Source organism: Rickettsia endosymbiont of Ixodes pacificus, from assembly GCF_000965155.1.
Lineage (GTDB): Bacteria > Pseudomonadota > Alphaproteobacteria > Rickettsiales > Rickettsiaceae > Rickettsia > Rickettsia tamurae.
In genome coordinates, this window is the sequence record NZ_LAOP01000001.1 from 404,582 (window position 1) to 420,182 (window position 15,601).

Below are 15,601 nucleotides of genomic sequence, written 5' to 3' on the forward strand. Positions count from 1 at the left end.
GTTGTACACAAATTATCTATGCAGCATTTAAAATTGATTTTTTACAATTTAAAGCTTCTTCAAGCAAACTGAAAACAGTGTTACTATATTTATAACATTGTCCGGGTTTACAACTAGCTTGTTGTTTTTTTAGCAGCGTTAAAAGCTTTGAGCGACTCATTCCTTGCTCAATTTCAATTTTCCTGAGAATTGATAACCTGTTGTATGGCTTAAAATATTATTAAGACTAATAGCATTTTTTAAGTATGGTAATTTGAATTTTTCGTCAAAATTTAAACTTCCTTGATCTACCATTAATGCAATTGCCGTTGCTGAAACAGCTTTTGAAACCGATGCTAACGGAAATAAAGTTTTATCCGTAATAACTCCGCTATTACCTTTCTGATTTCCAAACGTTGTTTTATAAATAACCTCACCTTTGTATAAAATTGCAATTGCTCCTCCTTGTAATTCGTCTTTTTGCAATTCAAACTTTTTAATAAAACTTTTTAGTTTTTGCGGTAATTCTACTCGTGTCTGTGCCAAAACTGTACGATGTGATAATAGTAACATTATACTAAAAAATAGGATAAGTTTTTTATTCATATGGTGATATTATTTTCATTTACAAGTATGATACTAAGAAGTTAAATACGAGAGAATAATTTGCTATATACTTCATTCCGATTTCTTTTTCCAATAGCAAGTACAAGTACTATTATACGCTTATCATCTACTTCATATACTAGTCGATAACCGACTGATCTCAACTTTATTTTATATAAGTTATTTCCACCGTTTATTGCATCTTTGGATACATGAGGTGTTTTAAGTCTCTCTAATAACTTTTTTTAAACTGTTCTTTTATTGTAGAGCCTAATTTATCCCATTCTTTTTTAGCAACCGGAATAAATTCTAACTTATAAATCATTTAAATTAACCGCTATTGCTTTTTCTTTATCTTTTAATCTAATAGTAGCAAGCTCTAATAAATATTTGTCATCTAAAGCTTCAATAATTTGCTCATATAATTCAGCCGGAATTAGATAAGCAGTCGGTTTATTATGATTTAATAAGGCAACAGGCTCACCGCTTGCCTTATCCAATAATGCAGTAGGGCTTTTTTTAAATTCTGATATACTAACTGTTAGATTTGCATAAATATGTTCCATTATTAGACTCCAAGTAAACGAAGAAAGTTATACGAAAGATCAACTTGGAAAAGAGTAATCGGTCTGTAAGACGAGGAGCGGAGCGTATACTTAATACGTAAGCACCGCAGAACTTATTAGACGACATAGCCAATTTTTCAAGTTCATCGAGTATACCTATAATTAATACTAAATTAAATACTAATTATAGGCTATAATTTTATCTTTATCAAGAAAATCACATTAAATCGCCTATATTCTCTAAAAACAACCTAGCTCGATGCGATGCCGGTTTACTAAAAAAATCCTCGGCAGGCTGGTTTGCTAAAATCTGCCCTTGATCCATAAAAATAACACGATCCGCTATTAATTTTGCAAACTTCAAATAGTGCGTGACTACTACCATACTCATTTGATCTTTTAATAAATTTATATTCGCTATAACATCTTTAATATTTTCAGGATCGAGTGCCGAAGTCGGTTCGTCGAATAACAAAATTTCCGGCTTCATCATTAAAGCCCTTGCTATTGCTATACGTTGTTTTTGCCCTCCTGATAGGCTTACCGGATATGAGTCAAATTTTTGCGTTAGCTTAAATTTTGCAAGTAATTCCTTTGCCATAGAAATTGCTTGTTCTTTTGGCAAATTTAAAACATTTACCGGCGTATAGATTAGGTTTTCTCCTACCGTTAAATGCGGAAAGAGATTAAAATTTTGAAAAACCATACCGACTTTTAAGCGAAGCTTTCTCCTATCTTTAGGTAATAGCTTCTTCCCGTCTACCAAAAAAGTACCGCTACTTGGTTCTTCTAAATTATTTAAAATTCTAAGCAGAGTAGTTTTACCGCTTCCCGAAGGACCGATTATTACAGTAGTTTCCTTAGTAGTAAAACTTAAATCAACATTCTTAATTGCGTAATTCTTGCCGTAACGCTTACAGACTTTTTCTAAAATAATCATAAACTAGACCGTAAATTTATAACCGTCATAAAGCGGCTTAACGTTATTTGGAAGCATTTTCGTAATCTCATGATAATCTATCGTGTGTCTCATATTGGTTAATAATATCTGCTCAGGTTTATATTTTTCACGCCATTCTAGAACTTTATCAAGCCCTGCATGATTCGGATTTGATTTATAATCCATACAATCTAATATCCATATTTTTATATCTTTTAAAAATTTTTCTGATTCAGGCAGAAAATCGATTACATCGGACGAATAAACAAAATCACCTATACGTAAGCCCAAGCTATCTATAGGGCCGTGATGCTGTCTAAAAAATTGTATTTCGATAGTATTAATCTTAATTTTATCAAAAAAACTAACAGATTGAGTTGTGAATAGTCGCCCAAGCTTAAATAATTTATTATTAAATAGATAATCAAATTTTGTATGGAGCTTTGCAGCACTATCGTGATCTGTATAGATTTCGAATGGCTTATCTTGCATAAAAGTAAATACCCGTAAATCATCGATGCCGTTAACGTGATCGGAATGATAATGTGTTAATATAGCACAATCGAGCTTATTTATCTTTTCTCGTAATAGTTGATTTCTAATATCAAAACCGAAATCAACTAATATTTGACTATTTTCATCTTTAATATATATTGCTGATCTAGTCCTTTTATTGTACTTTGAAGGAGATGTGCATATACTGCAATCGCACCCGATCACCGGTACGCCTATAGATGCTCCACACCCAAGTATTGTTACTTGTAACATAAATATTTAAAATGATGTTTGAAGTTTTTTATAATTTTTGCGGCTTAAATCAAGAAATATTCTTATTTTTGAATAACATTACTAACATTGGTCTAATACCTTATTTTTTAAAAATAATTTCGTTTTGTTTTAATATCGCTAATTTCGCCTTAATATATATTTTATACTGTATATATTTTTATATTCAATTAAAGAAAATTAAAAATGATAATGAACGGCAAAATAAATTTTGGCGCGGTTATAATAAATTAGTTGAAATCGGTATAATATACGGGGTATTCGGTTTAATTTTTACCGCTCTTAAATTTTCAGTTAATTTCCCTCGCCCTTATTGCAGTCTTCCTTTCATGACCGTAATAAATACTGCAAACGAAAGATGCTTTTCAAGCTTTCCAAGCAGCCACGCAGCTCTTAGCGTTTTAGTAACGTATTTTATTTGGGATTATATTAAATTACCATTAAAAATCTTAATGATTTGTGTTATTATACTCGTGTCATTATCTCGCATAAGCCTTGCCATGCATTACCCAAGTGATATAATCTACGGCATTATTATTGCATTTATAACAATATTGATAGGTAAATTAATTTATCGAGTCTTTGCAAATAATATAATAAGAAAGATCGGGGATTTTCATTAATGAGGCAGTAATTAAGAAAAAATATATAAAAACTTGGTTTTTAATCTTGAAAGTTTTTAATATGCGTGCTACAATGTAGCTACATTATTGAAAGAAGATTTTTATGTCTGCTGATTCTATCATACGCATCAAGTTAAGAAAAGCAAGTAGGTTATACTGGTATTACGGTAGTAAATTATGAATTAAAAAGAAGCTAATATATGGTATAAATTTTTGCAAGATTAACAACTAAATTGTGAGAATTTATCCTATGGGGAAAATAGTAAACTTAGCAAAACTATGCCAAGAGTTTTTTGGAGAGACAGCCAATAATTTATCCATTACAACAGGATTTATTAAGAGACAACGAAAAATAACTGGTTCAGCTTTTCTAAAAGCTATAGTGTTTGGTAATATGAGCGATAGTAATTGTAGTCTTGATGGAATGCGTAACTTTTTAAGTGAAGAAACTATAGATATTTCTGCCCAAGGCTTAGACTTTAGGTTTACTGAGGTAGCAGTAAAATTTATGCAGTCAATGTATGAACAATGCTTGAAATTATTTAGAAATACTATGCCGCTTGATTGCAACATTTTGCAGCATGCAACATTTTGCAGCAATTTAATAGCGTTAAATTATTGGATAGTAGCCATATTATTCTACCTGCCAATATGGCGGATAAGGTATAAGGGCTGATCAAGGATATAGAGAACATTTATCAAACATATCTACTAAGGACTTATTAATATCTGATTTAGGTTATTTTGTCCCAGCTTCATTTATTCAAATTATCGAACTTGGTGCATATTTTATTAGTCGTTATAAAGCAGATACTAATATATATGACCCTATCACTGAGGAAAAAATTGATTTATTAAACCTATTAGATAATAAATTCTTTTTATCAAAAGATGTACTTTTAGGTAAACAAGCAAAAGTTAAGCTACGGATTATATGTCATAAATTGACTGATGAACAGGCTATTGGTAGAAGAAGGAAGGCTAATTTATTAGCTAAGTCTCATAAATATAAATCTTCTTCAAGAAACCAGAGATTACTAGATTGGTCAATATTTATCACTAATATATCAGAGGATATGGTTAATGCTGAGCATATAATGATAATTTATCGAGCAAGATGGCAAATTGAATTATTATTTAAATTATATAAAAGTCATGCAAAAATTGAAAATCTTAAAGGGAGAAGTAAACCTGCAAGAGTTTTGTGTGAATTATATGGTAAATTATGTAGTGTGCTTATTTTTCATGGATTATCGAATTGTGTAGAATTAGCAAATGATAGAGAAATTAGTTTAACCAAAGCATTTATTGAACTACAGAAAAGGTCAAGAGAATTATTCCTGTCTATTACTGGACGTCTTAATGATTTAAAGCAGTTCCTTAAGAAATTAATTATAGATTGGGGGAGATTTTCTTTGAAAGATAAATATCGTAAAACCAGATTATCTTCCTTAAATACACTAAAATTATTAACAATTATGGCTTAACTTGATGCGTATGGCTGATTCTATTGTGCGAGCCCGTATTAATGAAGACGTGAAAGAAGAAGCAGCTTTAGTGCTTGCTGCTATGGGACTTACTTTATCTGATGCTGTTCGTATGCTGTTATTTCGTGTTGCTCGTGAAAAAGCATTGCCGTTTGAGCCGCTTATCCCAAATGATGAAACAATTAAAGCTATGAAAGCTGCAAGAAGCGACAAATTAGTTCATGTTGGTAATATCAATAATTTGTTATCTGATTTAAATGAGAACGATTAAACGTACTGCACAGTTTAAACGTGACTATAAACGTGAAAAATGTAGAAAACATGGAATAAATTTGGATGATATTTTACTGAAAGCAGTTAGGTACTTGGTTGCTGATATAACATTACCTATACATATGAGAGATCATGCCCTTATAGGTAATTGAAAAGATTGTAGAGATTGTCATATTAAACCGGATTTAGTATTAATTTATAGAAAACCCAATGCTGACACATTGGAGTTAATACGATTAGGTTCACACAGTGAACTTGGTTTTTAATTATTTTGAAATGAACCGGGAACGAGTTCCCACAAAACCCATCTAACCATCCATAGTACTGAACAGTTTTTGAAAAGCGTTTGATGTCGCTCCTAGCTAAAAACGAGAAGGCATTGTTGCGTGGATCAATTTCACCTCTGTCATCCCGTGGCTTGACCACGGGATCCAGTTAAAAATACTAAAATTATTAGTATTTTTTATTGTTTTTATGGACCCCGTGGTCAAGCGAACTTAGGTGACACAGTGGATTTTACCGGTCTACGCAACAATGCCAAACGAGAATGACATCAAAAAATCAAATAAACATTATGCTACTATACCGAAAATACTTTATAAAAAATATCTTACCGCTGCTTATAGTCGTTACTTTTTCAGTGACTAGTATAGTATGGATAACGCAAATATTAAAACTTTTATATTTATTTGATAAAGGTATAAAAGTTATGAACTTCTTCAGTTTAATAGTTTTAGTACTTCCTACTTTATTATTTATTCTGTTACCGGTAATAACGGTTATTGCCGTGATCTATATCTATAATAATTTAAAAGTCGAGCGACAATTAATTATATTACAAGCTTCAGGAGTTAATAATGTACAGCTAGCATTGCCTGCTTTATATGTCGCATTAATAGTTATGCTACTTGCTTATTATATATCTTCTACCATCCTGCCGTTATCTCATATAAACTTAAAATCACGTTTAAGCTTTATAAAGAATAATTATATATCAAGTATGATTGAAGAGAAAACTTTTAATAAAGTAACGAAAGATATCACTGTTTTTATAGATAAAAAATCAGCAGGGAATATTATGAACGGCGTAATAATATTTGATAATCGCAACGCTGATAACCCATCAGTAGTATTTGCGGGTTCAGGTACTCTTAATATATATGATAATAGCCCGATTTTTGAACTTAATAAAGGCATAAGACAAGAATATGACGTAAACGGTAATTTAACTCAGTTAACTTTCGATTCTTTAATGATAAAACTGCAAAATGATAATCCTTTAGTATCGCAAAGAACTAAACATAATAAAGAAGCAAACGAATATTATATAAGCGAATTACTTGCCCCTCCTCATGATTTAGCTATTACTAAAAAAATTAAATTAATTGCTGAAGCACATCAAAGAATAATTTGGCCTTTATATAATTTTGTATTACCTTTTTTAGCTCTTGCAGTTTTTTTGAGATATCCTTATAGCAAAAAGACAACTTTTATGCCGGTATTATTTTCTGCCTTAACAGTATTGCTAGTTACTTCAATTCATTTTATATTGCAAAATTTTGCCTCAAAAAATCTAGATTTTATTTTTGCTTGTTATTCCAATTTGGTTATTGCCTTAATGATCGGATTATATTTATTTGTACGTAAAAGAATATAAATTTATTAGACTACTTTATTCCAAGTTCCACGAGGATTTTGAGTAAAACAATCAATTTTGTTTTCCTGTCCGGTAAATTTATTTATTTTAACTGTTAATTCTTTTAAATCTTCCGGTAAATCGGTTATTATAATTATCCTTTTGAAAACTCTTATATACTCTTCTGCTTGTAAAATTTTTCCTACATCCGTAGGCGAAATAATAACAAGCACACTAGCATTATTAGGATTTTGTAACTCATCGGTAATATAAATCGGCTGTTTTTCAGGCTGTGGATCAAGCTTACTACCGTGAGGTATAAATTGCTTACGTGAATAAGTCCAAAGATTTTTATTGAGCATTTCTTGGTGATCTGTATCTGCAGTTAATATCACGCTTTTAAGATCAGAGTGATAGCATTTTTCTATCAGAAGCAATATCGATTTTAGAAGTAATTCATCGCTTGTTTGATAAATACTAAATTGCTGCATAAAAATTTTATGTTATTTTTTATGAGAAAATTTAAGTGGTACGGATGAAGGGACTTGAACCCCCACGCCTCGCGGCACAAGAACCTAAATCTTGCATGTCTACCAGTTTCATCACATCCGCATATAGTAATGTCGTTACCGTAAGGCATTGTTGCATGGATTCGATGTCATTCCTGCCTCTGCGGGAATGACATCAAAGTATTTCCATCAAAAAATTATAATACACATCATATAATTTTTGTAAATCGCTAATTTTTGTGTATTCGTTTATTTTATGTGCCGTTTCGGATAATAAACCGAACTCTACTAACGGACAATAATTTTTGACGAATCTTGCATCCGACGTACCGCCGCTTGTAGAGAATTCAGGCTTTATTTTAAGCGTATGCTCTACTACTTTAGCAAATTCTTTTATTTTATCTCTAGGATTCTGAATAAAACTTTCAGCAGAACTACTATATTCTAACTTATAATCTACTTTATATTCTTTACAATTCTGTTTAATAATTTCTTCTATCTGTTTTGCTAAAGTTTCTGCACTATGTAAATTATTAAAACGTATATTGAAAAATGCTTCTGTACTTGCCGGAATTACATTTAAAGTATTATTACCGACATCGATATTCGTTACTTCAAGGTTAGAGCTTTGAAAAAATTCATTAGACCTCTTCGGAAACTCTACTTCTAGGGGTAATTTGTACGTCGATTCGGTACTCGAATCCTCACGTACGCTTGTGTACGCTGCGGTTCTGCGTTCCGTGTCTCCTTCAAATTCCTCCCTATAAGCGAGTTTCCGAAGAGGTCTAGTCCCTTGATCAAGTTTTATATTTGTTAACTCGTTCAATATTCTTATTAAGCAATGCAACGGATTATTTGCTTTATGAGGATAAGCTACATGCCCTGCTAAACCTTCTATATTTAATTTAAAGTTAACACTTCCTCTTCTGCCGATCTTAATTGTATCGCCTATTTCTTTTTCACAAGTAGGTTCACCGACAACGGCAAAATCAATTTTATGCCCTTGATTACGAATATATTGCAGCATTTCTTTAGTACCATGTTTTGCTTTTCCCTCTTCATCACTAGTAAGTAAGAAACTAACGGAACCTTTAAAATCGGTATTATTTTTTATAAAATCTAAACCGGCAGCTAGAAAGCACGCTATAGCCCCTTTCATATCCACCGCACCTCTGCCGTATATCTTTCCATCTTGCTCATGAGACTTAAATGGACTCGCATTATGCCAAAGCTTATGATTGCCTGCCGGCACTACATCTACATGCCCAACAAAGCAAATATTAGGCTCATTGCTACCGAAAACAGCATAAAGGTTAGTGACTTGCTCGCTTTTAGAATCGCCGAATATTTTTATTTCGGTCTTAAAGCCGTGTTTTTTAAGCAAATCATCAATATACTCAATAGCCCCATCGCTCTCAGGAGTTACAGACTTAAAACCAATCAAATCTTTTAAGTAGTTAATGTACATCAATTATTGCCAAAGAGAATTTAATTTGGTTTTTAGTTTGTTTTCAAAAAGCTTTATGGTTTCTTTATTTGCTTCAATTATATTTCTTTCATGTTCTAACTCTGCAATAATCTCTTCTTGAATTAAAAGAGAAGGAAGAGGGATTTTTTGTGCTAAAAGTATCTGAGCATTTATGTTTGCTTGATTATTAGATTGTTTAGCATAATTTTTAAGATTTTTTTGAAATAAATCAGTATTCATATATAAATTTAAAAATTTAGACAGTATTTTTTCTTGGTTGACAACTATTCTTATCAAATAAGAGGCAAAGCAATATTCTGACTCTACTTCAAATATAGAGGTTTTACCTACCAATTCAAAACTATTGGTTCTGTTGAATAAAATACCCCCTTTATTAAGTTTAAATTGTCTAAAAGTTTCTTTATCAATTTTAACATATTTTATATCTGTAAACTCTAATAATCCCTTTTGTAAGTTTCCTATTCTAAGTATTTTTACCCTTCACCCTCTATATTCATGTCTTGTGAAAGACCATACTGCACTTTGTTATTACAAATGTCACCAATTTTAACAATTTTCCATTGTTTATTTATTTCAAAACTGGGTTTCCAATTATCTATTATCTGTTTTGCCCCATCTATTATTTTTTGATAACTATCCAACTCCTCAACAATTTTTTGCTGTTCTTCAATAGGTGGAAGAAAAATTGCAATTTCGTCTAATTTAGTAATGGATATATATTTAGTTGTTTGGGTTGTACAAATATCTAATAACTTTTGTTCTAATGACTTACAGGTGTAAAATAAGAATTTTGGTAAAATTTGATCTGCATATTCCTCTTTAATAACTAACCAATTTATTTGTTGATTAGTAGTAAGCGGTATTTTAGAAAAAGCAACTTTGCCTATTGTTGCTGTACAAGATAGTAATATAGTGTTAGTAGGTAATAATTTTACACTAGTTTCTTCTAAGGCTTTTTCTGTAATTAAATTGTTTAGTTTTAAACGTTTTCCCCATTTTCCAAATCTTCTAAGGTAAACCAAGGTATATCACCGTTATACCAATATTTTTGTTCTTTTCTTGAAGGGGTTGAACCATTATATATATGACATATTTTCGATAACTTTACCAAAGTAAACTTTTCCTTTTTTATCGCTTCTCTATAATGATTACCTACTAAGTTATACCCATTATTCTTTATTTTCTTTAAATCTATAATTTCAAATCCAAGTTCAAACATATTAGTTTTTAAATCAGGATTTTTATCTACCTTACTAATGTCTGAGGAATCAATTTTATTTAAATCATTTATACCAACCATTTTTCTTTTTTTATTGTCTAGAGTAAGTCAATATTCTTTTTGATTATTTGGCTTATGTGCATCGGTAAAATAAAGTATTGACGTTTTTACTCCCGTATAAGGTAAAAAAGTACCTTGCGGTAAAGAGATAACGAGTTGCAACTTTGCTTTTGATAGTAAAAATTGACGAACAGCAGCGGTGGTTTTTCTGAATAAGAACCCTTCAGGTACTACCAATGCCATTCTACCACCCTCTTTTAAATTTTGCAGGCAATGCAAAACACAAGCAGCATCACCGTTATTTTTTGCAATTCCGTTATAATATGTATTAAATCTTAATTTTTCTAAATCTTCATCGGTATTAATTATATTATTTTCTTTGATATAATTAAAAGCTTCAGTTAAGAACCCACCGGTACTGCAAAAAGGATCATAAATTGTTTCTTTAAATTTAGGATCAACCAAATTAATAATGGTTTTAACGATATTTCTCGGTGTAAAATATTCACCTAAATCATTTTCTGTTGATGTGGTTTTTTCTAGGAAATACTCAAATGCATCACCTTTTATATCCGTATCAATTGTAGATAAAATGAGAGGATCGATTGCATCAATAATATGACGAAGAGTATTGGAATTACTTAGAGAAATAGGCGTAAAAACATCACCACCGTATTTATTCTTAATTTGTTCTATAACATAGCTATTAATGTAACCAATAATATCATCGTTTGATTGTGCTTTGATATTATTCCACCAAGATTTTTCGTTGTTTTCGCTTAATAATTTTAAGAATAATATATTTGCAAACTCACTAAATCTTTCTATTCCTGCTCGGAGCCCTTCACTTCTTAAAAGATTATTCAAGTTTTTAAATATTGATATTAATTCTTCACGTGATACTTTAACTTCTTTCGGTATAGTCCAAGCTTCATTACTGTTTGCTTCTAAAAAAGCTAATAATTCTTTTTCACGCAGTAATTCCCTTACTTCGTCATCGTTTAATATAAGCTCTTTATTATTTGAAACAAAACGAGCTTCGCAGTAAGCTCCGTTCATTGCGAACACTATAGGTACATCAAGCAATTTTGCATATTCCGCAGCTTGATCCAAAGCTTGCCTTAAATCCACTCCTGTTTTTTTTGCTTCTATTATTGCAATAGGTTTATCAATATTACTTTCATATAAGATATAATCCGGTCTTTTTCCGTTTAATCTTGTCTGTTCTATTTTTGATTTTGGTTTTTGGAAATAAACATTCTTTTTATTATCATTATCTATATACCATCCCTTATTTACAAGGTTATTGCTGATAATCCATTCGGTTTGCTGTTCTGCTAACATAAGAATTGCTTAGATATTTTTATTTTGTAATTAATAATTATATCTTCTTACACTTATTATACAAGCTTATAAAAGTACAAAAAACAACTTTTTATCTCACTAAAAAATAAATTATTGCTGTGGATTTATATAGATTTTTGACTTTCTTAATGAATTTAAATAACTTATTATTATGAGCCTAATATTAAAATCATGAGTATAAATAACCAGTTAAGAGAATTAATTAAATCAGGCACTTTTGCCGGTATATTATTAATTATTGCTTTTACTTTAGCAATAATTGTCAGCAATAATATTTTCCTAGCAAAATATTATTCTTCTTTTATTTACAGTAAATTTTCTTTAACAATAGGAAATGTAAGTTTACAAACAACTTTTATAGAGTTAGTTAATGACGGTCTCATGACTTTCTTCTTTTTATTAATAGGTTTAGAGATGAAATTTCACCTAGTAGAAGGTGAATATAAAAATAAAAAAACTAATATTACCTGCGGCGGCAGCCCTTGGTTGGAGGTGTGGTAGTTCCTGCCCTAATGTATATGTTTTTTAATTATGATAAACCGGGATTAATAAAAGGATGGGCTATTCCTATAGCAACTGATACTGCTTTTGTCCTTGGTATTTTATCCTTTTTCAGCCGACATATATCTTTAGAATTACGAGCTTTTATTATAGGTTTCTCATTAATTGACGATGCTATACTAGCCTTGTTTTATATTAAAACAATCAATACTCCGGCATTACTAATTTCCTCTGTAATTATATTCATCTTGTTTATATTGAATTATCGACAAGTTAAACAATTATTTTATTATATAATTGTAGGTTTATTATTATGGATTAGTATGGTGGAGTCAGGTATTCACGGTACTTTATGCGGAACCATTATAGCACTTTTTATACCTGTTAATGGATAATATTTGGTTTATTTGTAGATAAGCAATTAGGTATTATGCTATTTTCATATCCATTTGTAAAATTTAAACTCTGTAATTTGCCAAGTGATACTTCATGGTTAAAATTTTATTCTATAGCTATACTTGGAGGAATTGGATTTACCCTAAGTTTATTTATAGGTAGTATTACGTTTGAGAGTAGTTGTCCTTCAAACTCTATGAGAGCTGCAGTAATAATAGGCTCTTTAATCTCTGCATTATTTTGCGTAGCCGTTCTAAAATATTGTACTAGAAAAGAGTAAAGCGTCTTGAAGATGATAACCGCAGACTAGTACGTGAGGATTATCAGCAAGAAACAACGTAGCTAATTTTCAAATTAAACGAGTATACTCATTAAATAACGATGATAGGATTTTAATATATTTTTGTTTGGAAAAACAGGATATGGTACTATATAGATATTATTAGAAGAAGGAATCGCTTTTTCAAGCTTATTTAGCATAAAAGGCATATTATAATTATGCTCTACTAAAATTATTGAAGTAAGATTGTAAGTTACAATAAAATCAACCGCTTTCTTAATATTATCTTCTTCAGACATTATTTTATTCGGAGCAAGTATTACTTGCTGTTCTATTACGCTATGTTCTTTTAGCAAATTTTTTAATTGCCCTGCAGATTCTATACCGGTAATAAATAATATAGGGGCATAGCCTGCCTTAAGCATTGCAATACCGGTTTCAATTTTATGTCCTCCTCCTGCAAATACTATTATTGCATTAGTGGTATTACTATTAAGCTTATAAGAATTTATTAAATATAAATAATAACCAAAACCAACAATCCAAAGAGCAAAAATTGCTAAAATTGTGAGTAAAAATTTTCTGATCATTTAAATATTTTATTAAATTCAGTTTGAATAATTTTATCAAATTCAGACATTTCAATATGAATTCCTAACTGATTTAAAGATGTTACTAAAGAATTTTCAAGTCCACAAGGAATAATCCCACTAAACTTACTTAAATCTGTTGAAATATTTATAGCTACACCGTGATATGTAACCCATTTTCTTACTCTAACACCTATTGCAGCAATTTTAGCAAATTCATCTTTCCTTACTTTTACCCAAATTCCTACTTTATCTTTAATAATATATGCTTTAATTCCAAAATAATTTAAGCTATTTATAATCCATTCTTCAAGCATTTTTATATATAGCTTTAAATCTTTGTGGCGATTTGGTAAGGCTAAATTAAGAATTGGATAAATAACACGCTGACCCGGTCCATGAAAAGTAAATTTACCGCCACGTCCTGTGTAAATTACCGGAATGTCACCAAAATCTAATACTTCTTCTGAGTTGTAATTAGTACCGGCTGTATATACTTCCGAATGCTCAACTAAATAAACAATTTCCGGCTCATTAGTATCAATTACCTTATTAACATGGTCTTCCATTAACTTCAAAGTAACCGAGTAATCAGTGAGACACGGTATTGTTATGAATTGTACCATATTAATTGCCTAACTCGGATTTATATTTCAATATTAATGCATCTAAAATTGCTATTGTTTCAACATCTAAATCACCGAAAAAGTTACTAGGACGAAAATGCATTTGAAACGAAATTATAACATCTTTCATTTTAGAATCTAAAATTCCGGTAGCTTCAAGTTTATAACCGTATGTAATAAATTTTTGCTGAATTGCTTTAATATCGGTTATATCAACTTGTGACAATAGATCGTTAAACACCTGTTCATCATACCAAGCTCCAATATCGTTATCATATAATAGTTTCCAAGGAAATAGTGGACCTGGGTCCTGTTTTCTACCTGAAGCAATATCAGAATGCCCAACCACTCTAGTAGGTTTAATATCATATCTAGCAATAATCTGTTTACACAAACTTATAACACTATTAATTTGTTGCTTTGAATAAGGCAGCCAGGTTATATTATTGTTTTTTGCATTTACTTCAAAAGCAGGATTTACGATTTCAATACCGATTGATGTATCATTAATACGCTCATAACCTTGCCAGTAACTTACTCCGGCATGCCATGCTCTATCATGCTCTTCTACTAATTGAAATATATATTCAGGGTTTTCATTGTTTATTAAATAATGGCTACTTAACCTTTCACCAGTTAAAAAATCTAAAGATTGCTTAAAATCACACTGTGTATAATGTAGCACTAGGAATTTAATACGTTTATCAAATCCCACAGCTCTATAAGATGTTTTATCGATTACTATCATAGATAAAAATTTTAAAGGATGTCGCTATTGTATGTTTTTTTCTATGTCATTCTTGTAAAAGCTTGCTCGCAATGATGATTTGGTATCTATACAAAGATAGCGTCAAGTATAACAAGAAAAATTTTGATGGTGCCGGATATCGGATTTGAACTGATGACCTACCGCTTACAAGGCGGTTGCTCTACCACTGAGCTAATCCGGCATATTAATATGATTATAGAGAAAAAGATATGGTCTGGACCACGGGTATCTAGAAAAATAGCTTGTAATAGTCAAATTTACTAGATCCCGCGATCAAGTCGCGGGATGACACAGGTGTGAAATTGATCCACACAGTCAATGCCTGCTCGCAATGACGAAAACACACTATAAACTAAGCTTCTTTAGCTTCCTTTTTACTTGGTCTAGCTTTGCGGTTTTTTGCTTTAACTTCCATTTCCTTTTTAACTTTCTCAGGAAGAGTAACACCCGCTTGTTCAATAAATTTCGCGACTCGCTCAGTTGGTTTAGCACCGGTGCCAAGCCAATATTCTATACGATCTTTTTTTAAAACCACACGCTCACTATTATCTGAAGCAAGCATTGGATTATAAGTTCCGACTTTTTCTAAAAAGTCACCGTCACGAGGTGCTGTTGCGTTAGCTACTACTACACGGTAAAAAGGACGCTTTTTAGCACCGCCTCTAGCTAAACGAATTTTTACTGCCATATATTACTTACAATTACTTTATTTTTTCTTCTTTAAAAAGAACATGTTTTCTAACTACTTTATCATACTTACGAAAAGAAATTTTCTCGGTTTGGGTCTTTGGATTACGTTTTTTTACCCAAAAAACACCTGTGCCGGCAGTACTTACTAGCCTTACCAAAACATTTTTATTTTTCTTTGCCATTAGCTGACACCTTAAATCAAGATATTATT

17 protein-coding genes, 2 tRNA genes and 7 pseudogenes are annotated in these 15,601 nt (G+C 30.9%); 7 read left to right on the forward strand and 19 right to left on the reverse strand.

Annotation, left to right across the window (positions count from 1 at the left end):
• Positions 1-156: 156 nt before the first annotated feature.
• The 5 genes and pseudogenes from REIP_RS08390 to REIP_RS02230 form a co-directional block, all read right to left on the reverse strand.
• Complete coding sequence (locus REIP_RS08390) at positions 157-585, reverse strand: serine hydrolase (protein ID WP_231569174.1); 429 nt, start codon at positions 583-585, stop codon at positions 157-159.
• Between the two features lie 41 nt (positions 586-626).
• Positions 627-910 (reverse strand): annotated as a pseudogene (locus REIP_RS13565) (type II toxin-antitoxin system RelE family toxin).
• A complete protein-coding gene (locus REIP_RS02220; protein ID WP_037214092.1) occupies positions 900-1,151 on the reverse strand; it encodes a type II toxin-antitoxin system Phd/YefM family antitoxin in 252 nt (83 codons plus the stop codon). The pseudogene REIP_RS13565 and the gene REIP_RS02220 overlap by 11 nt, the downstream one beginning before the upstream one ends.
• A 217-nt stretch (positions 1,152-1,368) precedes the next feature.
• On the reverse strand, positions 1,369-2,091 hold the full coding sequence (locus tag REIP_RS02225; protein ID WP_045803719.1) for an amino acid ABC transporter ATP-binding protein: 723 nt from the start codon (positions 2,089-2,091) through the stop codon (positions 1,369-1,371).
• Between the two features lie 3 nt (positions 2,092-2,094).
• Entirely contained in the window at positions 2,095-2,859 is a 765-nt protein-coding gene (locus REIP_RS02230) for an MBL fold metallo-hydrolase (protein WP_045803720.1), read from the reverse strand.
• Between the two features lie 14 nt (positions 2,860-2,873).
• Between REIP_RS02230 and REIP_RS02235 the strand changes: the two are divergent.
• The 4 genes and pseudogenes from REIP_RS02235 to REIP_RS02250 all read left to right on the forward strand — a co-directional run bounded on the left by REIP_RS02235 (position 2,874) and on the right by REIP_RS02250 (position 5,526).
• Positions 2,874-3,511, forward strand: a pseudogene (locus REIP_RS02235) (phosphatase PAP2 family protein).
• Between the two features lie 239 nt (positions 3,512-3,750).
• Positions 3,751-4,987: pseudogene (locus REIP_RS02240) on the forward strand (IS4 family transposase).
• Positions 4,988-4,997: 10 nt separating this feature from the next.
• Positions 4,998-5,258, forward strand: a complete 261-nt coding sequence (locus tag REIP_RS02245) for a type II toxin-antitoxin system RelB/DinJ family antitoxin (protein ID WP_045804273.1) — start codon at positions 4,998-5,000, stop codon at positions 5,256-5,258.
• Positions 5,245-5,526 (forward strand): annotated as a pseudogene (locus tag REIP_RS02250) (type II toxin-antitoxin system YafQ family toxin). The gene REIP_RS02245 and the pseudogene REIP_RS02250 overlap by 14 nt, the downstream one beginning before the upstream one ends.
• A gap of 108 nt (positions 5,527-5,634) precedes the next feature.
• Here REIP_RS02250 and REIP_RS13120 read toward each other — a convergent pair.
• Positions 5,635-5,798, reverse strand: a pseudogene (locus REIP_RS13120) (tRNA(Ile)-lysidine synthetase); the annotation flags it as partial.
• A gap of 36 nt (positions 5,799-5,834) precedes the next feature.
• On the opposite strand from REIP_RS13120, the gene REIP_RS02255 reads away from it, so the two are divergent.
• Positions 5,835-6,917 carry an LptF/LptG family permease gene (locus REIP_RS02255; protein WP_045804274.1) on the forward strand — a complete coding sequence of 361 codons (1,083 nt, stop codon included), beginning with the start codon at positions 5,835-5,837 and terminating at the stop codon, positions 6,915-6,917.
• Between the two features lie 5 nt (positions 6,918-6,922).
• On the opposite strand, the gene REIP_RS02260 is transcribed toward REIP_RS02255, so the two are convergent.
• The 7 genes from REIP_RS02260 to REIP_RS09080 form a co-directional block, all read right to left on the reverse strand.
• Positions 6,923-7,387, reverse strand: coding sequence for a DNA polymerase III subunit chi (locus REIP_RS02260; protein ID WP_045803723.1), 465 nt, complete (start codon positions 7,385-7,387; stop codon positions 6,923-6,925).
• Positions 7,388-7,423: 36 nt separating this feature from the next.
• Positions 7,424-7,508 (reverse strand) — tRNA-Leu (locus REIP_RS02265).
• Positions 7,509-7,580: 72 nt separating this feature from the next.
• Positions 7,581-8,873: a succinyl-diaminopimelate desuccinylase gene (gene dapE / locus REIP_RS02270; RefSeq protein WP_045803724.1), complete on the reverse strand. Its 1,293-nt coding sequence runs from the start codon at positions 8,871-8,873 to the stop codon at positions 7,581-7,583.
• Between the two features lie 3 nt (positions 8,874-8,876).
• Positions 8,877-9,365 (reverse strand): restriction endonuclease subunit S, encoded by a 489-nt coding sequence (locus REIP_RS02275; RefSeq protein WP_082068206.1) that lies wholly within the window; start codon positions 9,363-9,365, stop codon positions 8,877-8,879.
• A gap of 2 nt (positions 9,366-9,367) precedes the next feature.
• A complete protein-coding gene (locus REIP_RS08395; RefSeq protein ID WP_052691077.1) occupies positions 9,368-9,916 on the reverse strand; it encodes a restriction endonuclease subunit S in 549 nt (182 codons plus the stop codon).
• Positions 9,874-10,194, reverse strand: a complete 321-nt coding sequence (locus REIP_RS08400; RefSeq protein WP_052691078.1) for a hypothetical protein — start codon at positions 10,192-10,194, stop codon at positions 9,874-9,876. The genes REIP_RS08395 and REIP_RS08400 overlap by 43 nt, the downstream gene beginning before the upstream one ends.
• A gap of 27 nt (positions 10,195-10,221) precedes the next feature.
• Complete coding sequence (locus REIP_RS09080) at positions 10,222-11,517, reverse strand: N-6 DNA methylase (protein ID WP_082068207.1); 1,296 nt, start codon at positions 11,515-11,517, stop codon at positions 10,222-10,224.
• 192 nt (positions 11,518-11,709) lie between these two features.
• Between REIP_RS09080 and REIP_RS13125 the strand changes: the two are divergent.
• Positions 11,710-11,940 (forward strand): annotated as a pseudogene (locus REIP_RS13125) (Na+/H+ antiporter NhaA); the annotation flags it as partial.
• Positions 11,941-11,980: 40 nt separating this feature from the next.
• Positions 11,981-12,715, forward strand: a pseudogene (locus REIP_RS13130) (Na+/H+ antiporter NhaA).
• Positions 12,716-12,789: 74 nt separating this feature from the next.
• Here REIP_RS13130 and REIP_RS02300 read toward each other — a convergent pair.
• The 6 genes from REIP_RS02300 to rpmG all read right to left on the reverse strand — a co-directional run bounded on the left by REIP_RS02300 (position 12,790) and on the right by rpmG (position 15,572).
• On the reverse strand, positions 12,790-13,305 hold the full coding sequence (locus REIP_RS02300) for a YdcF family protein (RefSeq protein WP_045803726.1): 516 nt from the start codon (positions 13,303-13,305) through the stop codon (positions 12,790-12,792).
• Positions 13,302-13,931 carry a lipoyl(octanoyl) transferase LipB gene (gene lipB / locus REIP_RS02305; protein WP_045803727.1) on the reverse strand — a complete coding sequence of 210 codons (630 nt, stop codon included), beginning with the start codon at positions 13,929-13,931 and terminating at the stop codon, positions 13,302-13,304. Before lipB ends, REIP_RS02300 begins: the two co-directional genes overlap by 4 nt.
• Before the next feature lies 1 nt (position 13,932).
• On the reverse strand, positions 13,933-14,679 hold the full coding sequence (locus REIP_RS02310; protein WP_045803728.1) for an N-acetylmuramoyl-L-alanine amidase: 747 nt from the start codon (positions 14,677-14,679) through the stop codon (positions 13,933-13,935).
• Positions 14,680-14,806: 127 nt separating this feature from the next.
• Positions 14,807-14,881, reverse strand: a tRNA-Thr gene (locus tag REIP_RS02315).
• A 171-nt stretch (positions 14,882-15,052) separates the two neighbouring features.
• Entirely contained in the window at positions 15,053-15,388 is a 336-nt protein-coding gene (gene rpsP, locus REIP_RS02320; protein ID WP_040256643.1) for a 30S ribosomal protein S16, read from the reverse strand.
• 13 nt (positions 15,389-15,401) lie between these two features.
• Entirely contained in the window at positions 15,402-15,572 is a 171-nt protein-coding gene (rpmG, locus tag REIP_RS02325) for a 50S ribosomal protein L33 (RefSeq protein ID WP_045803729.1), read from the reverse strand.
• Between the last annotated feature and the right edge of the window lie 29 nt (positions 15,573-15,601).

Bases quoted from the DNA above. Each gene is read 5' to 3' on its own strand.
- REIP_RS08390 (WP_231569174.1), bottom strand. From the start codon at position 585: ATGAATAAAAAACTTATCCTATTTTTTAGTATAATGTTACTATTATCA.
- REIP_RS02220 (WP_037214092.1), bottom strand. From the start codon at position 1,151: ATGGAACATATTTATGCAAATCTAACAGTTAGTATATCAGAATTTAAA.
- REIP_RS02225 (WP_045803719.1), bottom strand. From the start codon at position 2,091: ATGATTATTTTAGAAAAAGTCTGTAAGCGTTACGGCAAGAATTACGCA.
- REIP_RS02230 (WP_045803720.1), bottom strand. From the start codon at position 2,859: ATGTTACAAGTAACAATACTTGGGTGTGGAGCATCTATAGGCGTACCG.
- REIP_RS02245 (WP_045804273.1), top strand. From the start codon at position 4,998: ATGGCTGATTCTATTGTGCGAGCCCGTATTAATGAAGACGTGAAAGAA.
- REIP_RS02255 (WP_045804274.1), top strand. From the start codon at position 5,835: ATGCTACTATACCGAAAATACTTTATAAAAAATATCTTACCGCTGCTT.
- REIP_RS02260 (WP_045803723.1), bottom strand. From the start codon at position 7,387: ATGCAGCAATTTAGTATTTATCAAACAAGCGATGAATTACTTCTAAAA.
- dapE (WP_045803724.1), bottom strand. From the start codon at position 8,873: ATGTACATTAACTACTTAAAAGATTTGATTGGTTTTAAGTCTGTAACT.
- REIP_RS08400 (WP_052691078.1), bottom strand. From the start codon at position 10,194: ATGGTTGGTATAAATGATTTAAATAAAATTGATTCCTCAGACATTAGT.
- REIP_RS09080 (WP_082068207.1), bottom strand. From the start codon at position 11,517: ATGTTAGCAGAACAGCAAACCGAATGGATTATCAGCAATAACCTTGTA.
- REIP_RS02300 (WP_045803726.1), bottom strand. From the start codon at position 13,305: ATGATCAGAAAATTTTTACTCACAATTTTAGCAATTTTTGCTCTTTGG.
- lipB (WP_045803727.1), bottom strand. From the start codon at position 13,931: ATGGTACAATTCATAACAATACCGTGTCTCACTGATTACTCGGTTACT.
- REIP_RS02310 (WP_045803728.1), bottom strand. From the start codon at position 14,679: ATGATAGTAATCGATAAAACATCTTATAGAGCTGTGGGATTTGATAAA.
- rpsP (WP_040256643.1), bottom strand. From the start codon at position 15,388: ATGGCAGTAAAAATTCGTTTAGCTAGAGGCGGTGCTAAAAAGCGTCCT.
- rpmG (WP_045803729.1), bottom strand. From the start codon at position 15,572: ATGGCAAAGAAAAATAAAAATGTTTTGGTAAGGCTAGTAAGTACTGCC.